The organism is Microcoleus sp. MON1_C5, from assembly GCF_036701875.1.
Classification (GTDB): Bacteria; Cyanobacteriota; Cyanobacteriia; order Cyanobacteriales; family Microcoleaceae; genus Microcoleus.
Genome location: NZ_JAUBRN010000005.1, coordinates 71,027 through 96,567 on the forward strand (window position 1 = coordinate 71,027; position 25,541 = coordinate 96,567).

The following is a 25,541-nucleotide window of genomic DNA, read 5'->3' on the forward strand; positions in this document are numbered from 1 at the left end:
TACGTAAGTCCTGAACCAATGCCCAATGCCCAATGCCCAATGCCCAATGCCCAATGCCCAATAACTAATGCTTTTCACCCAAAATAGCATAAACCACCGTCTGTTCTTTTTTGCCGCGCAATTGAATCGACCCTACTTTTTGACCTTCGTAGCGATCGCGCACGTAAGCAAAAGTCCTCCCCGTCACCAACAAATTAAAAGGACTGTCAGAAACAATTTCCTTATTCATCGCCTCCAATCTAGCAGCAACGTTGACAGCATCGCCGATCACAGAATAATTCAAACGCCGGGAACCGCCCACGCTACCAGCAACTAACTGTCCGGTATGCAAACCGATGCCAAATTTAATTAAAGGTTTGCGTTCAATTCTAAGCTGCTGGTTAAGTTGGTGCAGCCGTTCGTGCATCGCAATGCAAGCCGCAACTGCATTCAAAGCATCTTGTTGGATTTGTCGATATTCGGTATGGCAAAAAGGCACCCCAAAAACTGCCATAATTGCATCACCGATGTATTTATCTACAACCCCGCCGTGATCCATAATACAGTTGGTCATCGCTTCCAAATAATTGTTCAGCCAGGTGAGCAAATCCCGCGGCGGCATTTTTTCTGAAATCGAAGTAAAACTACGAATATCCATAAACAGCACCGTTGCTGTAAGTTCTTGAGGTTCGAGTTCTCCTTGTTCAAATATCTCAGCTTTGCGTTCCCAAATAAGCTGAGCTGTCTCCGGAGCGACGTGCTTTTCAAATAACCTCATCAACTGCTGCTTTTCGTACTGTTCCCGCAGTTGCAAAGCAGTGCTAGATAAAATGAGGGTGCCGATAGGTGCGGCAATCGGAACCCACCAAAAAAAGAAGCCAAATAACAAAGCAGCAGCTCCAATCCAAATTAGAGGCAAACCGAGAGCGATCGCAATTCTCTCCTTAACACCTCGGTGGCCCAGAACCAAAGCGGTAAGCGAACCAATCCCCAACAATAACAAAATTTCTACGAGTACCGGCAGCCGCTGCAGCAAGCGTTGATTGAGCAAATTGTCAACCAACGCTGCATATAAATAAACCCCACCCGTAGTCTTGTTGAGAGGTGAAGATATCGGGTCGAAACCGGTAGCAACTATGCCCACTAAAACTAACTTATTGGTCAGAGCATCTGCGGGAATTCTACCTTCTACGACATCAACAAAAGCATAGGTAGATAGATTTTCTGTTTTCCCCGGCCAGTTAACCCAGACTTTTTTTTCCTGCTTATTTTTTGACTTTGGGAGCAATACTGGATCTTGGGGATTAGCAGCATTGTACCTGTGAGTCAATGCTAAACCGAAATTAGGAATCCCGTTCAGAAAGATTTTTGACTCGCGGGTAATACCGTCGCTATCGGCTTCTTGGCTGATGTGGCCGACACCTGCGGCGACTGCTTTTAAAGATGCTACGGGTTCTTCTTTGGGGGTTCTAGGGAGTACAACTTTGCCGTTGGCGGCAATTGCCGCGGCTAAAATATCATCTTTCGGACTTGGATCGAGGAAAAGAATGTCAAAACCAACTGCTGTGGGGGGGGATTTTTTCAGTGATTCTAGCAGTTCGGCATAGCGGTTGCGGGGCCAAGGAAATTGACCGTATTCTTGCAAGGAATGCGGTTCGATCGCAATTACTGCAATTCTCTTATCCCATCCGGGATTTGGTAATATACCCGATTCTCGAATTTGAAATAGCGTTTTGTATCCCAAATATTCAAGGGGTTTCCACATTCCCACTTGCAGCATGGCTACAGACATTAGCCCTGCTAGGGTGCCTGTCATCCAGGGAGGATTTGAAATTATATATTGCCGCAGGCCGATCAGTTGATTGTGTTTGAGATGATCCATCCATTGTTTGAACTTCATGCAATTAATTTGACGAAATAATTGACATTCGAGTCCGACTTTCGACAGGAGTGCGAGTCATGAAGTTTTACAATACCGTAAGGGCGAAGGGTTGGCGCAAAATTTATTTATTTTGACTACCGAGATTCACCGCGAAATGCTTCGCACCTACACAAAATAATCCACCCAGATACGACTTAGGCTCTAACTCACGTCTTCAGAGACTGCCCGCGCACTTTACTCTTAGATAGGTTGTTTAGGGAACGACGAGGCTGTAATGCCGTTCTGTGACTGACGGCCCTCGCACTACGATTTGGAGGCGGCGGCTTGGAGGTAAAATTCCTTGGATTTTGAAGTTGCCATTTCGATCGCTCTTAATCTCTTCGTTGTTGACATAAAGTGTGTCGATCGGGTTAATTTGACCGCTGAGGCGATAGATATTGCCGCTGAATCTCAACAACCTGCGGACTTTGAGTTGAGCTAGGCGAGGGCTCGCTGAGGGCGCCACGGGCGAGGTTTGAGGGAAAATTGTCGTGGCGTTGCCGCCGTTGACAACTACTTCTGAGTCGGCGCTGCCGGATACTACGACTGCACCTTCAATAGTTTCGACTGCGGTTTTGCCCCCACCGACGCTGACGCCAAAGGAGGTGCCGCGGACTCCGGCAACGCCTTCTGGGGTTTCAACCCTGACTGGGGCGGTTTTGGCAGACCTTTTTTGTTGGGCAATTTGACTGGATTTGCCAAGTCCGCTGAGGCTATTGAGGGAGGCTATTTGGTTTGGGGGGATAATTGTTGAGGTGTTGGCTGCGGGAGTTGTCGCAGCAGTTTTGCCGATCGACAACCTGACTCGCCCCCTGCTGACAAAAATGGCTGTGTCTTTTTCCCCGCCTGCACTGCTTGACAAATTGGATATTCTGACTGCGGTTTTTTCGGCAACTTCCACGATGCCGGCGTTGTTGTCGATGGCTAAACGGGCTGTGGAATCGGGGCCGGTGATGATTTCGTCTCCGGGGGCGAGAAGCCGATCGCCCACGACTGCTGGTCGCCCTTTAAAGCTTACTTTACCGCGAATTTCTTGTATTTCGAGCGATCGTCCGACCGCTGTTCCCTGAGCGTTTATCGTCTCTGCTGGGGATGAATTCGCCGCCACAGTTGCCGGATTTGTTGGAGATTTTGAGCCTGTTAGCAATGCTGGCGGTCGATCTACCGAGACAATTTTAGTAGGGTTCGACGGCTGTTTGGGGGATGGAGAGAGCGGACTGGCGATCGTCCCACGACCAAGCGGCAGACAGGCGAACACAGCTAACGACAAACTTAGGAGCGGAATTTTGGTCGATCGCCAGCACGTAAAAATTTTATTCATTATTTCAATTTTGTGATGTTGAAGTTCCTTGACTTCATTTCCTCTATTAGACTCCCTAAATCCGGCAATCGTTCCACTTTTTATGCCGTAAGACCGCACCCCAAATCCACTTTCTCAACATTAAATTTTAGCATTAAATCTTCTTTTTATTGTCATATTTTACTAAACTGTTACAACAGGGCAATTTACTAAAATATGACCTTCGGAAAATTTTGCCAACCAGACTCAAAGTGCTTTGCAGCAGTAATTTCGCCGCTCTCAACCTTAGAGAGCGCCGAGTTATATATAGCAAACATAAAATTAATTACACCTTCTGAAGGCCTTTTGGCTTCGGCCGGAAGGAGGACTAACAGGGGAGAAATCCTGTAGTTGTGGCAATTAATAAAAAGATTCTTTTTGCGAAGCGATAAAAAATAATTATCTAAGTGGTGCGCCCGGCTCTGGCAGTGGAACTTGCCCATGTGGAACCTGATGAAGCAAACCCAAGCGAATCCGGGTAGACGATCGACCAACTCTGACTAGAATAGCGTTTTTTAGGGAAAGTTGGTCGAAATTTCGATGGAAAATCATAGGGTGCGATCGCCTGCTGGTGTTGCTGTTCCGAAGTAGACGCCAAACTGTAAAATAAACGGTTGTATATAGGTTATATAGAGCAGGAGAACAATTTCCGTGGCAATAGAAGTAGGTCAGAGAGTTAAGGTGCGCCGTCTCAGAGATCGGATACCTCCAAATATGGTGGGCAGGATAAAAGAGAATCCAGTAGGCACTGTTGACGGATTCAGAATGGTTGACGGTAGCGGAGTAGGCGTGGTTGTCAAGTTTGACGGTTTTTCGACTTGGTTCTTTGAAGATGAGCTAGAACCCGTTTAACAGATGTAGAAGGAAGAAGGAAGAAGGAAGAAGGAAGAAGGAAGAGGAAAAATTTTCCCCATTCTTCCCCTCTCCCACTCTCCCACTCACCGACTCTCCTCTTCCTCCACTCTCCCCCCTCCCCCACTCTGGCTGAAGGTTGCGCTTAAATGTTAAAGAGTAAGCTTTGGCAGTGAGAACAGAAAATGGCTTTGATTTTGACATTTTTGGGCAAAGGCGGCACTGGCCGCAGTACGATCGCGATCGCAACAGCTAAAAAATATGCCGCTCAAGGCAAGCGAGTTCTGCTGCTCGGCCAAGATCCGGGCCCTGCATTGGGTATTCTGCTAGGGGCTCCCCTGACTCTCAGCCCCCAAGAAATCGCCCCCAACCTCAAAGCAGTTCAGGTGCAAAGCGCGCCGCTGCTAGAACGCAGGTGGGACGAAGTTAAACAACTAGAAGCTCAATATGTCCGCACTCCGTTTTTCAAGCAGATTTACGGTCAAGAATTAGGGGTTTTACCGGGAATGGACAGCGCGCTGGCGTTGAACGAACTTCGGGAATACGAGGACAGCAAACAATACGATGTAATTGTTTATGACGGCAATGGCGGCATGGATACGCTGCGGATGCTGGGAATGCCGGAAATTCTGAGTTGGTACATCCGCAGGTTCCGTCAAGTTTTGGTAGATTCGGATTTGGGGAAAGCGCTTTCACCTTTTATTCAACCGGTTGTGAGTACCGTGTTGACGGTAGATTTGTCGGGAGACAATGCTTTTCAATCGACTAAGCAAGTCGATAATCTTTTGGATAAGGGTAAGGCAGCGCTGGCAGATCCGAACCGCACGGCGGCTTTTTTGGTGACGACTGGGGATGCAAGCGCGATCGCAACTGCCCGCTATCTTTGGGGAAGTTCTCAACAAGTTGGTTTGACTGTGGGCGGTGTCATTGTTAATCAAGCATCGGTTACAGAAGCTATTACTGCCGATTTTGAGCCTTTGACGGCTGTTTCGGTTCCGTCCCACAGTGACAATAACTGGCAGCCGCTAATTGATGCTTTGCCAGATTTTTCTGAGGCGGCAAAAGCTCCTAAACCCATTAACATAAACATTGCACAGCGTCAAGTTAGTTTGTTTTTGCCTGGGTTTGACAAGAAAGAAATTAAATTGATTCAATCCGGGCCGGAAGTGACGATAGAAGCGGGCGATCAGCGGCGCAATATTTTGCTGCCTCCAGCGCTGACTGGGAAGTCTGTTACTGGTGCTAAGTTCCTGAATGGTTACTTGATTATTTCTTTTTAGGGTAAGGAAGAAGGCACGACACGGATTTTGACACGGATACACTGATGAATTATCGAGTTCTCTAATATCATGTCTCGTTGATTCGCGATCGTATAATTTGTGCGATCGTAAGGGCGGGTTTCACAAACCATAATCGCCTGAAAAAAACAATCTCAAAAACCCGCCCAACCCAACAAACAATCGAAATGTACATTCCGATTTACCGTGGGTGGGGGCGGGTTTTTATAGATTGTGGGTCATCGTTATATATTATTCGTAAAACCCGCCCCTACCGCAGCGTACATTCAACCCCAAAATCTGCTACAATCTCCAGCAACATCTCACCCACCCAGCCAATGATCCGACAAATTTGGCAACGTATCCTCAACCTGTGGCGGCAAATTCAGCGACATTTCCGCAAACGATCACCCCCACCGCCCAAGCCAACTCCGATTCGCTCTTTTGGGGAATACGAACAGAAATTCATGGCACTGTTAGAGGGTGTTGAACAAGGCTGGAGTCGGGGCGAAATTAAAGGTTTTTTAATCGGCTGCAAAATCAATGAGGGTGAGTGGGAAAACTGGCTGCAAGAATTTGGAGAAAGGTTGCTGGTATCCCCGGAAACGCATTTAGAATTGGGTGGGCGGATGGTGCGGCTGGGTGAGATGAATTGCGGGAGAATTAGTGAGGTTACTGGGAATATTGGTAGGCAATTGTTGGTTGGGGAGAGTTTGACTCCGACTCCTACCGATGATTCATTGGTTATAGATGAAGATATTGTCCCTCCATTGTTGGAAAAGAATAGTTCGAGTGTTCATCCTACAGATAGTTTATCGGATGCTAATGAATATGATGCCAATTCGCAAGCAGAATCTATAGAAAGAGAAGTCATTCAAGAGACAGAAGAGTTATTTAATCAAGGAAAATATCGCGATTATGCAGGAGATTTAGGAAGGGCGATCGCAGCCTTCGAGAAAGCCTTAGAAATTGACCCCAATTACCACTTGGCCTGGACAATGTTGGGCGCTATCCTAAATCATGTGGGCCGCTACAGTGAGGCGATCGCAGCCTATGAGACAGCCTTAGAAATTTACCCCAAATTCCACTTGGCCTGGTTCGGGCTGGGCTTTGCCCTAAAGAAGTTGGGCCGCTACAGTGAGGCGATCGCAGCCTACGAGAAAGCCTTAGAAATTGCTCCCCAATACCACATTGCCTGGAACGGGCTGGGCGATACCCTAAATGATTTGGGCCGCTACAGTGAGGCGATCACAGCCTACGAGCAAGCCTTAGAAACTGACCCCAAATACCACATTGCCTGGCACGGGCTGGCCAATGCCCTACAGGCTTTGGGTCGCTACAGTGAGGCGATCGCAGCCTACGAGAAAGCCTTAGAAATTGACCCCAAAGACCACATTGCCTGGACAATGTTGGGCGCTATCCTAAATGATTTGGACCGCTACAGTGAGGCGATCGCAGCCTACGAGACAGCCTTAGAAATTGCTCCCCAATACCACCTTGCCTGGAACGAGCTGGGCGATACCCTAAATGATTTGGGGCGCAGAGGTGAGGCGATCACAGCCTACGAGCAAGCCTTAGAAATTGACCCCAAATACCACCGTGCCTGGGACGGGCTGGGCAATGCCCTAAGAGGTTTGGGGCGCAGAGGTGAGGCGATCACAGCCTACGAGCAAGCCTTAGAAATTGACCCCAAATACCACTTTGCCTGGCACGGGCTGGGCAATGCCCTACAGGCTTTGGGTCGCTACAGTGAGGCGATCGCAGCCTTCGATCAAGCCTTAGAAATTACAGGCGATCAATTTTGGCAAGCTTGGGCAAATCGAGGTTTGGCATTTATCAACTCAGGGCGCTACATTGAAGCTATTCAAAACTGGGATGAAGGCTTACAGAAATATCAGCTCAGCAACCACGACTATCGTCTAGCTTGCGGCACATTGCACCAGAAAAAAGGCAAGGCACACTACGAACACGGCAAACAAACAGCCACTTATTTTGAATCTTTCCACAAAGCCAAAGCCAGCTACGAACAAGCCCGCGAATTCTCGAAATCGCCCCTAATTCCCGAAACTTATTTAGAAGTAATGCAAGGTTTAATTACCGTCTGCCGCAGCTTGGGAGATCCCAAAACCAGCGAGTACATTAAGGAAGCTACTACCGTCTTAGAAAATTTACTTTTAGACAATGAAACTCACCCCGAAATCAAACAGCGACTCCAGCGCAAATTTGCCGGACTTTACCAACTAGAAGTCGATATCCTCGTCGAGTCTGGCAACAAGGTAAATGCCCTGGAAAAAGCCGAAGCCAGGAAAAACTTTTGCCTGCAATGGATGCGCGCAACTTCACAAAACCGCACCGCCAGCCCGACTTACCCCCAAATCCGAGATTTACTCACAAACACCACCGAAACCGCGATAATTTACTGGCATCTCAGCCCAGTTTACCTGACTGCTTTTATCATTACCGCAGAAAAGTTTGAAGTCATCTCCACACCAGTCACCGATATATTCGCAAAACGCAACAGTCACAGTTTAGAAAACTGGCTGAAAAACTGGAAAACCAACTATCAAAATTACGGCAAAACTACCAGCAAACAGCAAAGCAAAGAATCCCATCCCTGGCGCGAGTCAATGACAGCGCAGTTGCAACAACTCGCTGACATCCTCAAAATTCCCGAAATTTGTACGCACCTCACCAATATCCAACACTTAATCTTAATTCCCCACCGCGACTTGCACCTGCTGCCCCTAGATTCTCTGTTTTTTCCTCCCTTTTTCGCAGAGTCTTTTACAGATACTCGGCAAATCAAAATCCGCAGGATTACCCGCCTCCCCAGCGCTCAAATTGCCATCCAACAGCAACAGCAAAACCCCACGGAAATTGCGCCAATTTCACTGCTGATGGTAGAGCACTCCCAGGGCAAAAGCGCCTTAAAATTCACCCAAATAGAAGCAGCCGCAATCAAACAAATTAACCATACTCACCGCGCCTCCAATGCAACCACCAAAACCGCAATTATTGAAGCACTAAAAGCCAATAGAGGCATCTTTCATTATACAGGTCACGCCTACCACAACACCGAAAAATCAGAGAATTCCGCCTTAATGTTAGCCAAAGACGAAGAATTGACGTTGACCGACATTTTACAGTTAAAATTAGTCAATTATTACCTAGTCTGCCTCAGCGCTTGCGAAACCGGCATCACCAAGAAAGGCGAGTTAATCGATGAATTCGTGGGCATAGCCAGCGGCTTTTTGCCGGAAACTAATTATATTATCAGTACACTGTGGCGAGTGGACGAACGTTCTAGCGCTTTGTTAATGATTTATTTCTACCAGTTATGGAAGCAGGGAATCCAGCCGCCGGAAGCCCTGCAACAAGCAAAAGATTGGCTCAGAGAACTCACGAATGGTAAGCTAGGTGAGTGGTATGCGGGCGAGTTGTTGCCTTTGCTGAGAGAAGCTGAGTTTGACAACATCTTTTTCTTTGAAAGGGAAGCCTCGCGGCTGCAAAAAAAATTAGCTAAAATAGATGAGAAACCCTACGAGCACCCTTACCACTGGGCTGCTTTTACTATCACCGGCAACGGCTAAAATAATATGACTTCTACACAAGTTACTTTATCGGGATTCGCTCATTTTGCGCCGAAAGCTTTTTTAATCGCCCTCGCGAGATTTGAAGCACCTCTTTCGCCTGAGTTGATAGCTGAAGTGAATGAGGTTGGTGCAGCTTTGGTGAGTGGCGACTTACAGAAAGCAGCTTTGCTTGTTGATATCGCTCAAAAAGATGCTGCTTTTTCTGAGTGTTTTAATGAGGCTTATGAGGACTTGCAGGAACTTGATGAGTCGGAGGAAAAGAATAAGCATTCGCGTGAGTCAGATATTCCGTCGCAACAGACTGATGATTATGAGAATTTTCTAGCGCCTCTTTTGAGTGATCCTAATCCGCAGAGTGTGGCTAAGAAGTTGTTGGGAAAGGCTACTGATTTGGTGGAACGGGTTTATCGGTTGAAGTTGTGATTTGTTTAGTGGTGCATTGAGACTCAAGAAACCGGGTTTTTTCCGAGGTTTAAGGTAATAAGCCCAGATTTGGAAAACAACCCGGTTTCTGGCTTCCAAATCTAAGAAACCGGGTTTTTTCCGAGGTTTAAGATGACAAGCCCAGATTTGGGGAAAAACCCGGTTTCTGGCCCCGAACCAAATCTAAGAAACCGGGTTTTTACGAGGTTTAGGGTGACAACCCAGATTTGGAAAAAAACCCGGTTTCTGCCTCCCCAGAAGTAACCATCAGCAAAATATTTTATGCTCAAATTAGTTGACCCTACCCTGAATTTATTTAGCTACACTCTCAAACAAGGGTTGGGTGTCGGCGAACCGGAAACTCGCAAAATCTACATCAAATTTTTAGATAATTTAGTTGAACAACTTCAGCAACAACTGAATGTTTCTTTTGCTCTCGAAAAAAAACAAAAATTTCTGGCGCTATCGGAGAAAATAGAAGCCAATTTACGTTTTACAGGAGATATCAACAGTCGTCAAGTCCAGGGTCGCTACCGCTGTCGGAATGTTACGGATAATTACCAACTTTGGTTTGATGGCTACGTTGACGGTAAGTACGAACCCGACAAAGTTATTAAACTGATTGAAAGTTGGCAATCTTTAATTCCCTCACCGCCAAAGTTGGAAAATATTGGCAAAACTTGGATGCTTTCGGGTTGGGTGGAATCTGGGACTGATTTGGAAGCGACAGAACTTGCAAAACAGGTTTACAAGTCTTTGTTTGCAAAGGATGGTGTTCCTCAAGGTAGTGGTGAGTTTTTGGGTGGGAAAGTATTTGAGTTTTGGGGCGATAAGATTGAGGATAATTTGCAACTTTTGGTTATTTTGTATCCCGATGAAGCTGCTTTTCGGGAATGCAGTAATTTTGATATAAATTGGCTGGATTTGCTGTGTTACCGCCATAAAATTATTTGGGCTTATGAAAACAGTCTACAACTAAAGGAACGGTTGGTGAGTAATTATAACCAAATTGTGGAGATGAGGAATACTTCTCGTCTGAATCTCCAGAAGCTGATGGATGCGATGGGGAAGTTGTCTCAGTTTGCGATCGACCTTAATTATTTGGAGTTGCAATACAGTACAATTGAGGTTAATATTGAGAAGTATGAGGCTAAGCTGGCAGAAATTAAAGCCAAGGCTAGACCTACGGACGATTTGAAGTTTTTGCAGGATTTTTGCGATCGCGCCAAACAACACTATCCCAAGCAGATTAAAAAAGATATTGACAATTTTCGTCCTTGTTTGGAAATTTTGCAGAGTCTGACTGATACAATTAGAGGTACGGTTGAAATTAGAAAGGCTGAGAGTGATCGCACTTTTCAGACAATAGTCGGTATAGTCGGAGTCGGGCTGTCTACTGCTGGTACTGTAGGTTCTGCGGCTGCCAATTTCAAAACGGAAATAGAAGCAAACCCTAATATCAATTATGCCATAAATACGCTCATGCCCATTTTTGCTCCGGGTTCGGGACTGAGGGTGATTATGGGATTTAGCATTCTATCAGGGATAGCTGCTAGCCTCCTGACATGGGCAATTATAGGTGTGTGCTCGCGCATTTTTCGGCGTTAGACATCGGCGATTAAAAATTGACATAATGCCCGTAGGGGCGGGTTCCACCAACCATAATCGCCTCAAATAAACAATCTAGAAAACCCGCCCTCTCCCCACGGTAAATCGAAATGTACATTCAGATTTACCGCGGGGTAGGGGCGGGTTTATATAGATTGTTGGTCATCGTTATATATTGTTGGTGAACCCGCCCCTACGAACCAAATGTACATTCAATGGTCAAATCTGCTACAATCTCCAGACAGGTTTCACGATTACTGGTAAAGTTAATCCCTAACTTCCCAACCATCGACTATTATGAAAGCAAGAGATATTATTAGTCTGCAAGCCCTTGGTGCTGCTTTAGCTAAACTAGATTCATCTGTCCAGCTTGGCGAGTTGGAAGAGAATATAAGTCGTGAGATATTGGCTTTAGAAAAATTAGCAGAACAAAACAACACTCTGAACGAAATTTACAGAAAAGAACGCCTCGACTTACAAGATCAGTACGAAGCAAAATCAAAAGACAAACGCTACAACGAGACAAGTGACATCATTTACAGCACCGACGCTATAAATTTAAGACCTTCCTTTCCTCAGCCGCCTGAAGAAATGGAAAATCCCCCAGAAATAGCTAAAGCCTTTGAAAATTTAATTGCATCTTTTAATAAAATCCAAAGCCTGTACGCGGTTGAAAATCCTAGAGAAAGTTTTCAAATCATCATGGAGCAAGAAGCGATCGCACCTTTGATTCTGGAAGCTTACGATCGCATTCTAGCGATATTTCCTACGGCAAGATTAGGCTTGGAAGTGAAAACAGATCCAGAAATTGCCAACTGGCGATCGGTGTGGATTACCATTTACACCAAACTCGAAGTCGAGGAAGCTTTTGCAAAGTTAAACATCCTTGATGATAGTTGGTGGCTCGAAGCTAAAAGAGCTGCCCCCAAAAATGATTTACATATTAGGCTTGAATGGGAATAAAATGAGATTTGATTGGTCTGAATATTTGAATTTAGCTCAAGAATTAGCTGCCACAAATAGTGACTGTTCAGGTAACAGGGAAGCGAAGTTGCGATCGGCGATAAGTAGAGCATACTATTCGACATTTTGCCTAGCGCGGAATTACTTACGCGACATTGAAAAAGACCCAAGACTTTTTCGTAAGAATCGCGATATAAACGAACATCAATATGTAGCAAAAGAATTTATATACCACCCAACTCAACTGAAAAATATGGTCAAAATAGGTGAAAATTTAAGCAGATTGAGAGAACTTAGGAATAAAGCTGATTATGAAGATATTATGTTTAACTTACAAAGAGAAGCGAGAACTGCGTTAATACTAGCTGAAAATATTATTTCAGCGTTAAGTAAGTTAACTCAATAATCCGGTAAATCTGAGAGGTGGCACCATTCTCAATAAGCTTTTTATGAACAGGCAAGATGCCTGTTCCACAAGAAAATTCACTCTTTGTGGAACAGGCATCTTGCCTGTTCTTGAGAATGGTGCAAGATGTGAGGTAAATGGGAATCGACCCCAATGAATTCTAATGGCAACTCGTGCAAAAACCCGGTTTCTTGAAGAAACCGGGTTTTTTAAGACAATTACCTAACTTTTACCGTTACCGTTTCCATTGCCGCCAGTGGTTAGCAAAACCCGCTTAGCTAAAGGTTCCGGCACTTCTTGCAATCGATCGAACTCCCAATTAAAAAATCCGACTCCCATGGTCTGCGATCGCAATTCTACGATCAAATTCTGCATTTCTGCGATCGGCAAATAAGCAGAAACTGCATCCCATCCCTTCCAGTCTTTTTTACCTTCGTAACCGAGAATTTGGCCGCGGTGTCCGCTGACCAACTGCAACACCTTTGATGTACACTCGTTCGGAGCGCAAATTTCAACTTTGGCGATCGGCTCCAGCAATGCCGGTTCGCACTTGGCCATTCCCTCCTGCATCGCCAAACGCGCCGCTTGCTTGAAAGCTTGTTCGGAACTGTCCACAGAATGGTAGGAACCGTTCGTCAGCGTCACCGCTACGTCTACCACCGGGAAACCCAGCGGGCCGCGGTCCAAATACTCGCGCACTCCCACTTCCACGCCGGGAATGTACTGTTTTGGGACGACGCCGCCGACTATTTTGTCGCTAAAGGTGAAACCTTCTCCGCGGGGCTGCGGTTGAATGTCGAGGTACACGTCGCCAAACTGTCCGTGTCCGCCGCTTTGGTGTTTGTAGCGCCCGTGGATGGAAGATGCTGGTTTGCGGATGGTTTCTTTGTACGGCACTTGCGGTAAGTGAGTTACCATCGGCAAGTTATACTTGCGGCGCAACCTGTCTAAGGCTACTTTCAGGTGGATTTCGCCTTGACCCCAAAGTATAATTTCGTGAGTGTCGCCGTGCTGTTCCCAAACTAAAGATGGGTCTTCTTCTAGCAATTTAGCTAAAGCGGAGCTCAGCTTAACTTCATCGTTGCGCTTTTCTGGGACGATCGCCAGTGCGTAGACAGGCGGGATGATTTCGGCTTTTGGCAATTCTTCCGATCGGTCTAGCGCCAGCGTATCGCCTGTTTTCATGCCTTCTAGCCTTCCCACAGCCACAATTTCCCCGGCGCTGACGGATTGCAAACTTTGCGTTTGCTGGCCGGTCAACCGGTACAAACCGTTAACTCGAACGCCGTTCAAAATTGCTCCGTCTGCCAGGGTCCCCCGCCACATTCTCACTAACGATAGTTTGCCTCCCTGCGGTGTGTAATAGGTTTTGAGGATTTGAGCCAGAACTTTGTTTTCACTTTGAATAATACCACGGCGATCGGCTGTAGTTTCGGGTGTCGGCGCTTCCCTCAGCAAAGCTTCCAGCAGAGGCCGCACGCCGAAATCTTGTTCGGCGATGCCGATGAATACTGGCACAATTAAATCTGCGCCTAATTCCATCTTTAAATCGCGGGTAATTTCTTCGGCGTCGGGATTGATTTCTTCGAGCAATTCTTCGAGTAAATGGTCGTCAAAATTCGCCAATTCTTCGAGCATTTGCTGCCGCGCTGCGCTTTCTTGTGCTTTGAGGTGTTCTGGAAGCGGGACGGGATCTGCGGCGGCGCCCGGATGGTAGTGGTAAGCTTGTTCGGTTACTAAGTCGATAAAACCGATGATTTGTTCGTTTTTGCCGATCGGATATTGGTGAGGTACGATCGGTCTACTGGAAACGGATTTGAGCGCGTCGATCACCTCGGTGAAGTTGGTGCCACAAGTAGTTTCGTCTGTGTAAGCTCGATCGATCTTGTTGATGAAAACTAGGTGGGGAATTTCCCAATCATCGAGGAATTTAAACAGGGGTGCGAGGGTTAAAGTGCGATCGGCAACGGGTTCGCAAACAATTATCGCCGCATCCACACCAATCAGGGCATTGTAAGTTTCTTGGGCAAATTCTACCGAGCCCGGACAGTCGAGAAAGGTGAAGCGGACGCCTTGATATTCAGCGGTGGCGGCGTTTACTTCTACGCTCATTTGGCGATCGCGCGCTTCCGGCGAACTATCACCTATTGTGTTGCCATCTTTGACATTTCCTTTGCGGGTAATTGTCCCTGTGACCGACAGCAAACTTTCGAGCAGTGCGGTTTTACCGCTTAAATAAGGGCCAACAATTGCAACGTTCCGCGTGGCCCCAATGACTTTTTCGTTCATATCTTTGCCTCCAACAGAAAACTTGTTTTCCATTGCTCTGGGTGCAATCAGTTCTCTACCATTTTCTAGACTTGTTCTAGGTTAATTTTTATTGCAGTGTCGAGCAATTTCTGATTTGGGTATGATTCTATACTTTTGACCCTAGCGTGTTTTGAGTGACAAAAACACAATTGTATTTTTTCTTAATATTTTGAATTTTTAACCGCAGATGAACGCGGATCGGATTCTCGTTCCCAGGCTCTGCCAATTGGTAACAGCTTAAGACTGAAACTCATAATAAATGTCGCTTGTTGTTGAGTCTCGATCCCCCTAAATCCCCCTTAAGAAGGGGGATTTTGAGAAGAATCTTGTCCCCCCCTTAAGAAGGGGGGTTAGGGGGGATCTAGGCTTCGATATAAAAAAGAGAGACGGTTAGTTTAACGTTAAATTGTCACCAATGGACTCTGCCTGAGAACGCATTTCACTCTTGCTCTGCCTCGATTTTAGCGGTTTTTCGTGTCTAATTTCTCAGCAGTCGCAAACCGCTTAATGTTACTATTAATGTAGAGCCTTCGTGACCGACTACGCCTAAAGGCATGGTGATATTTCCGAAAAAATTAGCCGCCAACAACAGCACAATGCAACTGAGTGCAAAAACAATGTTTTGTTTGACAACATTTTGAGCGCGGCGGCCTAAACTAATTGCTTTAGCTAGTTGCTCTAACTTATCTGCCATTAATACGATATCAGCAGTTTCTAAAGCAACATCGCTGCCGGAAATCCCCATTGCAATGCCCACGGAAGCTTGAGCGAGGGCGGGGGCGTCGTTGATGCCGTCTCCTACCATTGCTACAGTTTGATACTGGGTTTGCAGTTGTTTAATTGCCTGCACTTTGTCTTCTGGCAAAAGTTCGGCGTACACTTCATTGATGCCTAATTGGCGGGCGATGTGTTGAGCTGTTTGCTCGTTGTCGCCGGTTAGCATAATTATATGTTCTACGCCTAATTTTTGCAAGCGTTTTACCGTTGCTGCTGCTTCGGGGCGGATGGTATCTGCTACTGCAATGATTCCTAAAAGCCGATCGCCCTTTGCCACCCAAACAACTGTTTTACCTTCGGCTTGCAACTGCTGGCTGATTTGACTCAATTCGGAAGTTGCTTCGACAAATTCGGCTTTACCAATGGCAATGGTTTGATTGTTGACTTTGCCGATAATTCCTTGACCGATTTTTGCTTGTACATCGGTAGCGGTTGATAATTGTAACTGTTGCTGCTGGGCGGCGCTGACAATTGAAGAGGCGATCGCGTGTTCGGAATGAGCTTCCAAAGCAGCAGCCAATTGCAGAACTTCTGTTTCAGTATATCCGGCTGCTGGTACAATTTGGATAACTTCAGGTTTTCCCGTGGTGAGAGTTCCGGTTTTGTCAAAGGCGATCGCCCTTACTTTACCAATCATCTCTAATTGCGCGCCACTTTTAAACAAAATCCCCTGTCTCGCCCCATTAGCAATTCCCGAAAGCAGCGCCGGCATAATCGAAGCCATCAGCGCGCAGGGGGAGGCGACTACTAGGAAAATCAGCGCCCGATAGATTGTCTCTTCCCAATTCCAGCCCAAAACAAAGGGCGGCAAAGTTGCCAGCAGCAAGCCTAAACCGACAATTAATTTGGCATAACCGCGCTCGAATTTTTCCACAAACATTTGAGAAGGCGGCGCTGCTGTTTGCGCTTCTTGGACCAGCCGAATCACTCGCTGAATCAAGCTGCTTTCTGGAGTTTTATGCACTTCGAGTTTCAGGGCGCCGACACCGTTAATTGTACCTGCATAGACTTCATCGCCGCTGGTTTTCTCCACGGGCATCGATTCGCCGGTAATCGAGGCTTGGTCGATCGCACTGTAGCCTTCAATAATTATCGCATCTGTGGGGATGATTTCTCCGGGCTTGACTAAAATGCAATCGCCAATTTCCAATTTGTCGATCGCAACTTCCCGTTCCCCGCCGTACATTACCACCCTAGCAGTATCCGCAGTCAAACTCATCAAACTGCGGATGCTGCGTTCAGTCCGCTGCATAGCATAACCTTCCAGCGCGCCGCTAATTGCAAAGATTAAAATCAGCACCGCACCGTCAACAATTAAATGATATTCTTGCCGCCATAGCCCCAAACCTGCCGCGCCCAAAGCAGCGACAATCATTAACAAATCTACATCTAATTCGCGTTCTTGAAAAAGTGTAGTTAAGCCTTCGCGGGTACTGGAATAGCCGCCGATAACATAAGCTGCGGGTAAGATTAACACGGCTAAACCCAGCCAGCCGAATTGCAGGGCTAGCGAACCCAAGATTACTAGAATTCCGCACAGGGCGGCTGTTAAAGCGTCGGGATGTTCTGCGGCGAGGCGCCAGAGGCGAGAGATTGGGAGGGAATTGGGAGTCATTGGGGAAATTTGATTTGGTAGAATGACTCCTTTACCCTAAACCTTGACATTAATGTCAATGTCAAGAGTGAAACCCAAATAAATCCCGCATCAACTCGCCTCTCGTTGAGTCCCAGAGTCCGACAGTCCGACAGGGAATGAATTCCCTGTCTCATAGCGCAAGTCCTCTGAAAGAGGACTGAAGATAGCTGAGAATTGAATTTAATGTTTTAGTCGGTTTTAACTGAGATGTTGCACCATTCTCAAGAACAGGCAAGATGCCTGTTCCACAATAAAATTGAGCTCTCGCTTCACAGGCATCTTGCCTGTTCCTAAACAAGTAATTGATATTGGTGCAAAATGTGAGTTTTAACCGACTTCTGCTATGAGACGGGGAATTGATTCCCCGGCGGAGTCTGGGTGAATTCGAGAACAAAATATACAATCCCAAATCTAAAAATCCAATGCAAGAATACCTGACAATCAAACAACTTACAGAAGCGGTAAAAGGCACAATTACCCCTCGGATGGTGCGACATTATCACGCTTTGGGGCTGCTATCTCCGGCGGTGCGATCGACCTCTAACTATAGATTGTATACCCGCAGCGACGTGCAAAGACTGCAAAGAATAGTCGCACTCAAGCAGCAAGGCTTTCAACTGTCTCACATCCGCAAACTATTAGAAACAGACGCGGATGCTTCGCCTGACGCGCTGATGGCGACTCTGCAACGGCAATATCTGTCGGTTATTCAGCAAATTGTTCGCCTCAGAGAAACGGCATCGGCGCTGGAAGGATTGCTGGGACGGGATATTTCCTGTCAAGCGGTGCAAGCCGACGCGCTGGCGCAATTAAGGCTGTTGCAGGCGGAAACTGAGGGGGGGTTGGATGAGTTGGAACAACTTTGGGAGGGTTGGGATGCGGGGGCGCACACTCACCCGGAGGATTTTGGGGAGTCGTTGCAGCATTTGTTGCCGGATTTGCGCGATCGCTCGGAAATTGAGGTAGACTTGCTTTCTAAACTGGTGTTAGCCTGCGGTGATTGTTCGCTGCTGCCGTTTGTGAAGTTGAGCGAAACGGCGATTAAATCGGCGCGGGAAGCTTTGAAAAATCAGTGTCAAATTGTGGCTGATGTGCCGCCTGTTTTTGCCGCTTTGGATGGGACTAGATTGGCGCATTTGGGAACAAGTATTGCAACTTTAATTGATGACCCGCACATCAATGCTGCGGCGGAAGCGGAACAGGAATTCTGGCAGCAGGGTGAGTGGTTTGAAAAGTTGTTGAAACTGGAAAAGGGATGTATATTGGTGATAGGATATGCGCCGTCTGTGCTGATGGCGGTTTCCGAGGCGATCGAGAGTGGGCAACTGCAACCGGCTTTGGTAATTGGTATGCCGATCGGTTTTAGTCATTCTCCGGTGGCGAAACGGCGGTTAGTGCGATCGGGCGTTGCTTATGTTACGACTGTGGGGACTTTTGGCGGCGGGTTGTTGGCGGCGGTTGCTTTGAATGCTTTGGTTGAGTCTTTGATTGAAAAGCCGAATTGTCATTGTCATCTCAAGTAAAAATTGGCTTGAGAAAAGCTTACAACTCACATTCTCGTGTATCGGGATTTGTTTGAGAGCGCAATTCTGGCTTGAAACCTAGTTCAAAGAGTCTGGCAAAAAGAAGTGTTTATATTCTAAGTATTGCTCCGATTTTTCGGGGTTTAAGACAGCAATATCGGACTTACTTACTCAGGATTCTCTCACCCATAAACAAGATTTGAATTCTATTTTCACCTAAAAATTTCGGAGCTTCAAGCCAGAGCAATTAACCGCAAAAGGTACTCATATCAAATCCGTTAGCATCGGAATAGTAAATTCGAGTTCACTGTTGACGGTTGACTGTTCACGGCGTCAACAGTCAACAGTCAACAGTCAACCGTCAACATCATTCCGGTGTAACCGGAAATGATATCAGCTACTCACCATTGTCTTTGACCGTGGTGAGTATATGTTGTACTTTTTAAAAGGCAAGCTCAGTTATTCTGGCTGCCGATCTTGCACTGAGGCGGCATCTTTGACTCGTGTTTTGGGTTGGCTGTTAGCATAAGCACGAATCAAGGCAGACTTCTTAAGCCGTTTGACGCCACTCAAAACCAAGAGTGCAAACAGCGTTCCTATCAAACTCATCACCCACAAACCGCAGCCTGCCGCTGCACCTAATCCGGCAGCCAACCAAATAGTTGCGGCGGAAGTTAATCCTTTTACTTCAGCTTTACCCAATGGGTATTGAGTTTGTTGCAGAATGATTCCGCCCCCCAGAAAGCCTACCCCTGTGGCAACTCCTTGGATAGTTCGGCTCAAAGCATTGGAAGAGGAAAAGGTACTGTCGCCATCCATCTGCAAAGGAATCATTACAAATATAGCTGCGCCTAGACTCACAATCATAAAGGTTCTTAAACCTGCTGGTCTACCTGGCTGCTGGCGGTTCATACCGATCGCGAAGCCTACCAGTAGTGCAGCCGTCAGCCTAAAGGTGACTGTTTGCCAATCGTTGGGGCTGAAAAAGATAGAACTCATTGCCTGTACTCCTACTAGAACTGGCTCTTCACGCGCACGCATTCCCAGGCGTGGCAGGCTGACTCAATCTAACTCCGGTTAGTCGCTAGATTTACTAGGGAATTCAGGTTAAGTTTAAGTTAAGACTAAGTTAAATTCAAGTAGAGGTTCTGTTCGATGTGCGGGCCCGAAACGTCAAGCGCTGGAAATCGCAGGCTTTGTTGAGGCGCTTGGGTAATAGCTTGCAGAGAAATATCTGCGGTTGCAAATTTACATCGTTGCTTCTTTCTTCACCACTTGCCCAAAGCCCCCCAAACAGTACCCGAAACCACCCCCCAAATCGCCCCCAAACCAGCCCCGACGATCGCCCCCGCCACAGGCCCCAACTGCACCGGCACCCCAGCGCTAACAGCCGGAAACATCGCAGACACCAACGCCCCCAACACAGCACCCGCAAAAGTCCCCAAAAAACTGCCCCAAATCGCCCCCAAAGTCCCACCCTTCAAGCCCGAAGGCTGAAACGAAATCGGCAACTTCGGCGAAAACCCGCACAAACCCAAGAAACCCCCAGAAACCACACCTCCAACAGAACCCACACCAGCCGCCACGATCGCCACACCCAGCAACAAACCCGCAAACTCATTCACCGGCCGCATCTGGACACCGTATTGCTGCCAAACCACTAACCCAGCCCCCAACAAAACACCAGCCAGAGTCCCCACAAACGAGCCCCAGACGGCCCCCAAATACCCTCCGCGCCGGCCCCACACCCTCCCTGCGGGCAGCGCCAGAGGAGGCCGAAAACTCGCCCAAACACAGCCCCAGACGGCACCAACCCCCGCCCCAGCCAAAATCCTCTCCCCGATTCCCGGAGTGCTATTAATCGCCCCAAACACCGCACCGCCGATCGCCGCCAACAAAAAAGCGCCCCAAGCCGCCCCCACCACAACTCCGCCCCACTTCCGCCAAATCTGATTCGGCGCCAAAGTAAAAACGCCCCACATCATCCCAAAAAAACAGCCCCAAATCGTACCAACAAAAATCGCCCCCAAAATAGCGCCGCCGCCCTCAGCTATTACCGAATAAATCCCCCCGATCGCCGCCAAACACAAACTGCCCCAAACACCTCCCCAAGCAGCATCCTGAACAATGCGCTCAAACTTGCCCACGGGAAGCTGAGGCGCAGGAGTCCGACTCCGAGGAGACATCGGCATCGGCAGCAAGGGCACTGCGTACTGGCCGATAGGGCGCGACAGCCCCGTGGAGGGCTGTTGCCGGCGCACTGCGGGCTGCATCACGACGGGCGGTGGTTGGGGCTTTTTACGCTTCGTTTTCGCGGGCTGCAAGTGCAATCCGTTGTTGACTGCTTGCCGCGAAGGAAACGGATCGCGCCCTTTGAGGAGTTTTGCCCGATCGCACCAAGGACACCGACTGAGATGATTTCCGTATTTATGCTGAGTGTTTTTGCTGCAAGTAACCAAAGCATCTTCCGCTTCCCGAATCGCATTCACCCAAGTTTTCGCATCCGGGCGCGCCGAAGGATTGCCGTGCCCTTCCTCAAAACAGCGGATAAACATCTGCCGCAGCCGCGGATGCAGCATCTCAAAAGGAGGCGCAGCCGGCATCGGGCGGTAGGGAATCCGCTTCGTACCTGTAGGGAAATGGCCGGATCGAATTCTCGCTTCCAAAGGCGGTGGTTCATCGCTACCGAGATAAACTCCCGAAAACGGGTGCGTACCTTCCATCAGCAATTGAAAAATTAATACTGCTAAACCGAACAAATCGTGCTCTGGAGCTCGATCGATATCGCGGAAAGTCTGCCCCTGCAACTCTGGCGGCGTAAACTCGGGTTTCCCCACGGGACACCGATAAACGTAACCCGTATAAGGATCGCGGACTTGAAACGAATCCGTGTCTACCAGCGTTACCAACGCCGTATCCGTCACGAGAATGTTCGACTCGTTTACGTCGCCGATGACGTAACCCCTGACGTGGAGGGCATTTACAGCCGAGGCGAGATTTCTGGCGGTACGGTGGAGGTAAAGATAGCTAAATAGAGGTTTTTGTTCGCGCCTCGTTTTGGGAGTGTAAAAAGTGTGTACCGGCATCACTTTGTTGACGCGCGGCATCACAAAACCGACAATTTTTTCTCGCCCGCCCACAGTATGCAGCAAATCGATCGGCCAAGCAATGGAAGCGTGCCCGGGTTCCGCGATCGGCGCATCCGGCGGCATACTGAACATGACTGTGAGTTTGTCGCCGTCTTCGTCTGTCGGTTTGTGGTAGATTTTTGCTACAAGGGACGAGTCTTGGGCGATCGGGTAGATGCGACCTTCACCGCCACTGGCGATCGCGGTTTTGGTGTCGATCGCAATCAGTTGTCCGCTAAATTGGCGCTGCAACTGCATATAATTCCGTTAGGGGATACAGGATTTGGAAGCCATCACTCAATAAATTTGACTTGCCCATTAAATCTTACCAAAATAATTGGGTCTAAAGCCCCGTCCTTATAGGAAGGCTTTAATTGATTGCCGATTTTTGTTTTAATCGTTTAGTTGCGTTAGTATCTATTTTTCAAATTTCCTTGCCTTCTATTTAAGGTAGAGTACAATGACACTTATACCACAGGTAGAATAACCGCCGATACACATGAGACACCAAGCTCAAACGACTGGTCGGAAAACAATAATGGTTAGTGGGTGGCGAAAACCACGAAAAACATAGCTAGGCTGACTAACGTAAGCCAAAACCAGAAAAGTAAATTTTTGGAAGTTAAAACGTACCGTAGGGCATCCGGTAACATGAGAAGTAATTCTCGAACGCTTGGGGAGATAAAACCCTCTGGGACTAACTAAATTAGGCTCGATATTTGGTTCCTTTGAACGGATATTTGGTTTAAGTATTGCCGCAAGGATAGATAGTTTTAAGGTATGTCGCCAGAACCAAGAATCCCCCCGCCTTTAGGCCCGGGAGTGTCAACTTTGTTATGACTTAGGCATCGGTGACGAGAGACCGAGTTTTTCACCAAAAGAGGCGTTGCAGCCCGCAGATTCGGTAAAAAACCCGGTTTCTTGGGTGGAAGTGGGTAAGCCCTGTTGCTGTTGGTGGGATGGGCGTCCCGCCCGTCCGCGCTATCAAAATTAAATATAAACCAGCTTCAAATCCACCGACAATAACAACATTTTATCCTCAATTTTTTGTCTGACGGCAGGTGTCACCTGACAATTATCGCTGTTGAGGCATTCCACCAGCAAGTTGTGGGCATAGTAATACTGTTTCAGCAAAGTTTTCTGTTGGGGGCGAAAGTCTCGATTGTAGCCGATCGCAGTTTTGAATTTTGCCAGCCAACAGCTACCGAACTCTTTGCGCCAGTTTTTCCAGTTTTGCAAATCAGGCATCTCAGTCTGAAATTGTGCCAGCAGTTGTTTAAGTTCTGGTTCAATATCCAGCGCCCAAATGCCAACCAAAGTACCCGCCACATCATTATCAAAAGCCAATTTCAGAGACTCGTTAACATCTGCAAATTCTACATTTTTTCCAGCCTTTGCCAAACAATTCCGAAACTTGCGAACTTTCGATCTATCAAACTTCTGACTCGGATCGAGGACGCGAGTCAAAGCCAAATCGAGGACGCAAACTAAGGCTACATAAAAAGCGCGATTTTCGACTGGTTTAAAATTCCTTTGCACTAACTGAGACTTGTGATTTGCCCAGATTAGCAACTGCTGCAAAGTTTCATCTTTAGCCGCCATACTGTCTAATTTTTGTTGCATCAGCAGCAAAAGTTCGTCAGCCGGTTGCAAAATGCTGACAACTCTCACAAATTCATTTTTCCACTTTTTGTCTGTAATCCGGTTGACCAATTCTGGCAGCGATTCGGGGTTCGCACTGTCAATCAGATATTCTGGTTGAGTGTCGCTTTCCTCTAGCAGTTCGTCAACTGCACTTTTGATAAAGTTATCCACCAACCAGTCGCGGGTACGCGAGAAATTGCTCTCCAACTCTAGGTAATGACTGCCTAATTTTGCCTTAAAGTCTTTGGGAAAAATCTTTTTAGCCACTAACATATTTTTCCAGCGAGTTAGCTGGCTGGCGCTGCGTTCGGGAAAGCGGTTGTACAAATAGTCGATCGCGATCGCCTCTAGAATATCCGCACCCAGAATTTCCCGCCGTTTCAGCTCGTTTTCGGGCCCTATTTGTCGCCGCTGAGTTAAATCCCCCTGCTGGCTAACAATTGGTTCAATCAAGTGCTGAATCAGCCAGTTTCCCCCACGGAAAAACTCCCGTTCAAACTCCAAGTAAATCGCGCCAAACAAAGCCTCAAAAGTCTCCGAAAGCAATCTATTGTACTCGTTTTCGTCTGTTTGTTTCCGATTCCATACCCGCCAACCGAGTTGGTTTAACTTCAAATTTTGTGCAAATTCTGCCAGTTTTTTCGGGTCTGCTAAACGAGCTTTTAAAGTTGAGATCGCATCTGGAGCGAGTTCTGGATATTCGCGGTACAGGTAATCGGTAACAACAGCACCGAAAATCGCCCCGCCTAAGAGTGACAGCCGTTTGTACTTAACGTCTTGCCAAGCGGGAGACTCCTCGGGGCGATCCGAGTAATCGCTGGTATAGTAACGGCAATTCAAGGCGATTTCCAGCAGTTTTGTCTGCTGAAAGCTGGGAATGTCGATCGCGGCTTTGACTGCTTCAATATCTACATTATGTTTAATTCGCTCTAATTCTTCTTCACATTTACCCCACTTTTCCAACCAATCACCGCCCGCATCTTCCACATACAAATCTACAAAATCTACCCCGTAATTCATCCATTCATCCTGCATTATTCTGGCCGCTTCCAATTCTTCCCAGACTTTCTGCAAGTTATTTTCAACTGCGTTCGTACCTTGTACAGTCATAGTATTTGATTTTGATGTAATTTGATTTGATTTCCAACAATTCACGGCGATTAAATCAAATCTCAATTCAATTTAGGCCGAGTTGCTAGTTATTTCACTCTTATTGATTGCTGCGGTAAATCTTCCCGTTGCTTAGCCTTCGTATCCAGCACCTGTTGTCGCCGTCTGGCAGACCCCTCCCGGAACCAGAAAAGGGGAGGAAGAATCTTGCTCCGCCTTCCCTTTTGCGGGAAGCTGTCTGGGGACTAGGCTTTTGGCATTTTCGAGAATGGTGCAATATGTGAGTTAGTCAAAATTTCTTTTTCACCGAGTTGGGAGCAGTCGAACTATTCTCAGCAGCATATCTGCGTGATTTACGGGAACTTGAGGTAACGACCTGCGGGCAAATTATCACTATTATATAATGCAATGTTAACTAACTGGTTCAAGAAATTTGCATCCTTTTTATCATAACTTAAAAATAATCCTCTGTCAATCCCCCAATCTTGAAGAGTTTGTTGCCAATTCTGATATTTTTGTTCAGAGAATTCATCCGAAAGAGTAGTTACTTGAATGCAGAGGGGCTGCTGTTGGCGGCTGCTAACGATGGAATCGGTTGCCATAGAAAGATCGGCAACATATCGATACAAAACAGTGCCTTGGCGATCGACAATTCGGGCTGCGATCGCACGAATCACGATATCATCTCCCGGATCGAATTTGCCGGCCTTGAGTTTTTGTTTCCAGATGTAAAATTTGCGATCGTTTTCGCTCAGCCATTTAGGAAATAGATAGCTGTACCAATACCTTTCCCCCGGCGTCATTAACTCAAACGCGGCTTTTTGTTCTCTTTCCGAAGGTAGAGATTGAACAGCCAGCCAAACCTGAGAATCTCGGATAAGCTGCAGCAAAAAAGCCATCACAAATTTTTTAGCAGTTAGCGAACCGGGTTTAACATCTTTCACCCAGCGATTGATTTCATCCAATCTTCTCGCCAAACTCGGATCTATTGGATCTGCTGCGCTAATTAGGGAGTTGAGCTTATCCTTAATCTCTTGTGCTTGCAAACGACG

At 47.2% G+C, this 25,541-nt stretch carries 17 protein-coding genes; 8 read left to right on the plus strand and 9 right to left on the minus strand.

The window, feature by feature from the left end:
- Window positions 1-64: 64 nt before the first annotated feature.
- The 3 genes from QUA71_RS03960 to QUA71_RS03970 form a co-directional block, all read right to left on the minus strand.
- The gene (locus tag QUA71_RS03960) at window positions 65-1,879 is read right to left on the minus strand and encodes an adenylate/guanylate cyclase domain-containing protein (protein ID WP_333282408.1); all 1,815 of its coding nucleotides are present in this window, start codon (window positions 1,877-1,879) and stop codon (window positions 65-67) included.
- A gap of 235 nt (window positions 1,880-2,114) precedes the next feature.
- A complete protein-coding gene (locus tag QUA71_RS03965) occupies window positions 2,115-3,221 on the minus strand; it encodes a FecR domain-containing protein (RefSeq protein ID WP_333282411.1) in 1,107 nt (368 codons plus the stop codon).
- A gap of 421 nt (window positions 3,222-3,642) precedes the next feature.
- Window positions 3,643-3,837, minus strand: coding sequence for a hypothetical protein (locus QUA71_RS03970; protein WP_333282414.1), 195 nt, complete (start codon window positions 3,835-3,837; stop codon window positions 3,643-3,645).
- A gap of 53 nt (window positions 3,838-3,890) precedes the next feature.
- Between QUA71_RS03970 and petP the strand changes: the two genes are divergently transcribed.
- From petP to QUA71_RS04005, 7 genes are all read left to right on the plus strand, one after another.
- Window positions 3,891-4,091, plus strand: coding sequence for a cytochrome b6f subunit PetP (gene petP / locus QUA71_RS03975; RefSeq protein ID WP_190735912.1), 201 nt, complete (start codon window positions 3,891-3,893; stop codon window positions 4,089-4,091).
- Window positions 4,092-4,276: 185 nt separating this feature from the next.
- Window positions 4,277-5,371, plus strand: coding sequence for a Get3/ArsA fold putative tail anchor-mediating ATPase NosAFP (locus QUA71_RS03980; protein WP_333282419.1), 1,095 nt, complete (start codon window positions 4,277-4,279; stop codon window positions 5,369-5,371).
- A gap of 335 nt (window positions 5,372-5,706) precedes the next feature.
- Entirely contained in the window at window positions 5,707-8,958 is a 3,252-nt protein-coding gene (locus tag QUA71_RS03985; protein WP_333282422.1) for a tetratricopeptide repeat protein, read from the plus strand.
- Window positions 8,959-8,964: 6 nt separating this feature from the next.
- The gene (locus tag QUA71_RS03990; protein WP_333282425.1) at window positions 8,965-9,384 is read left to right on the plus strand and encodes a hypothetical protein; all 420 of its coding nucleotides are present in this window, start codon (window positions 8,965-8,967) and stop codon (window positions 9,382-9,384) included.
- 282 nt (window positions 9,385-9,666) lie between these two features.
- Window positions 9,667-10,992 (plus strand): hypothetical protein, encoded by a 1,326-nt coding sequence (locus tag QUA71_RS03995; RefSeq protein WP_333282428.1) that lies wholly within the window; start codon window positions 9,667-9,669, stop codon window positions 10,990-10,992.
- Window positions 10,993-11,289: 297 nt separating this feature from the next.
- Window positions 11,290-11,955: a hypothetical protein gene (locus QUA71_RS04000; RefSeq protein ID WP_333282431.1), complete on the plus strand. Its 666-nt coding sequence runs from the start codon at window positions 11,290-11,292 to the stop codon at window positions 11,953-11,955.
- Window position 11,956: 1 nt separating this feature from the next.
- A complete protein-coding gene (locus tag QUA71_RS04005; RefSeq protein ID WP_333282433.1) occupies window positions 11,957-12,361 on the plus strand; it encodes a HEPN domain-containing protein in 405 nt (134 codons plus the stop codon).
- Window positions 12,362-12,583: 222 nt separating this feature from the next.
- On the opposite strand, the gene QUA71_RS04010 is transcribed toward QUA71_RS04005, so the two are convergent.
- Window positions 12,584-14,650 carry an elongation factor G gene (locus tag QUA71_RS04010; protein ID WP_333282436.1) on the minus strand — a complete coding sequence of 689 codons (2,067 nt, stop codon included), beginning with the start codon at window positions 14,648-14,650 and terminating at the stop codon, window positions 12,584-12,586.
- A 499-nt stretch (window positions 14,651-15,149) separates the two neighbouring features.
- Entirely contained in the window at window positions 15,150-17,063 is a 1,914-nt protein-coding gene (locus tag QUA71_RS04015) for a heavy metal translocating P-type ATPase (RefSeq protein ID WP_333282439.1), read from the minus strand.
- Between the two features lie 443 nt (window positions 17,064-17,506).
- Between QUA71_RS04015 and QUA71_RS04020 the strand changes: the two genes are divergently transcribed.
- Window positions 17,507-18,607, plus strand: a complete 1,101-nt coding sequence (locus tag QUA71_RS04020) for a precorrin-8X methylmutase (protein ID WP_333282442.1) — start codon at window positions 17,507-17,509, stop codon at window positions 18,605-18,607.
- A 459-nt stretch (window positions 18,608-19,066) separates the two neighbouring features.
- Here the strand turns inward: QUA71_RS04020 and QUA71_RS04025 are convergent, their stop codons facing one another.
- The 4 genes from QUA71_RS04025 to QUA71_RS04040 all read right to left on the minus strand — a co-directional run bounded on the left by QUA71_RS04025 (window position 19,067) and on the right by QUA71_RS04040 (window position 25,535).
- Window positions 19,067-19,606, minus strand: coding sequence for an MgtC/SapB family protein (locus tag QUA71_RS04025; RefSeq protein WP_333282445.1), 540 nt, complete (start codon window positions 19,604-19,606; stop codon window positions 19,067-19,069).
- 269 nt (window positions 19,607-19,875) lie between these two features.
- Entirely contained in the window at window positions 19,876-21,993 is a 2,118-nt protein-coding gene (locus tag QUA71_RS04030; protein WP_333282448.1) for a DNA-binding protein, read from the minus strand.
- 732 nt (window positions 21,994-22,725) lie between these two features.
- Window positions 22,726-24,489 (minus strand): NACHT C-terminal helical domain 2-containing protein, encoded by a 1,764-nt coding sequence (locus tag QUA71_RS04035; protein ID WP_333282451.1) that lies wholly within the window; start codon window positions 24,487-24,489, stop codon window positions 22,726-22,728.
- Window positions 24,490-24,842: 353 nt separating this feature from the next.
- Window positions 24,843-25,535, minus strand: coding sequence for a hypothetical protein (locus QUA71_RS04040; RefSeq protein WP_333282454.1), 693 nt, complete (start codon window positions 25,533-25,535; stop codon window positions 24,843-24,845).
- Window positions 25,536-25,541: the final 6 nt, after the last annotated feature.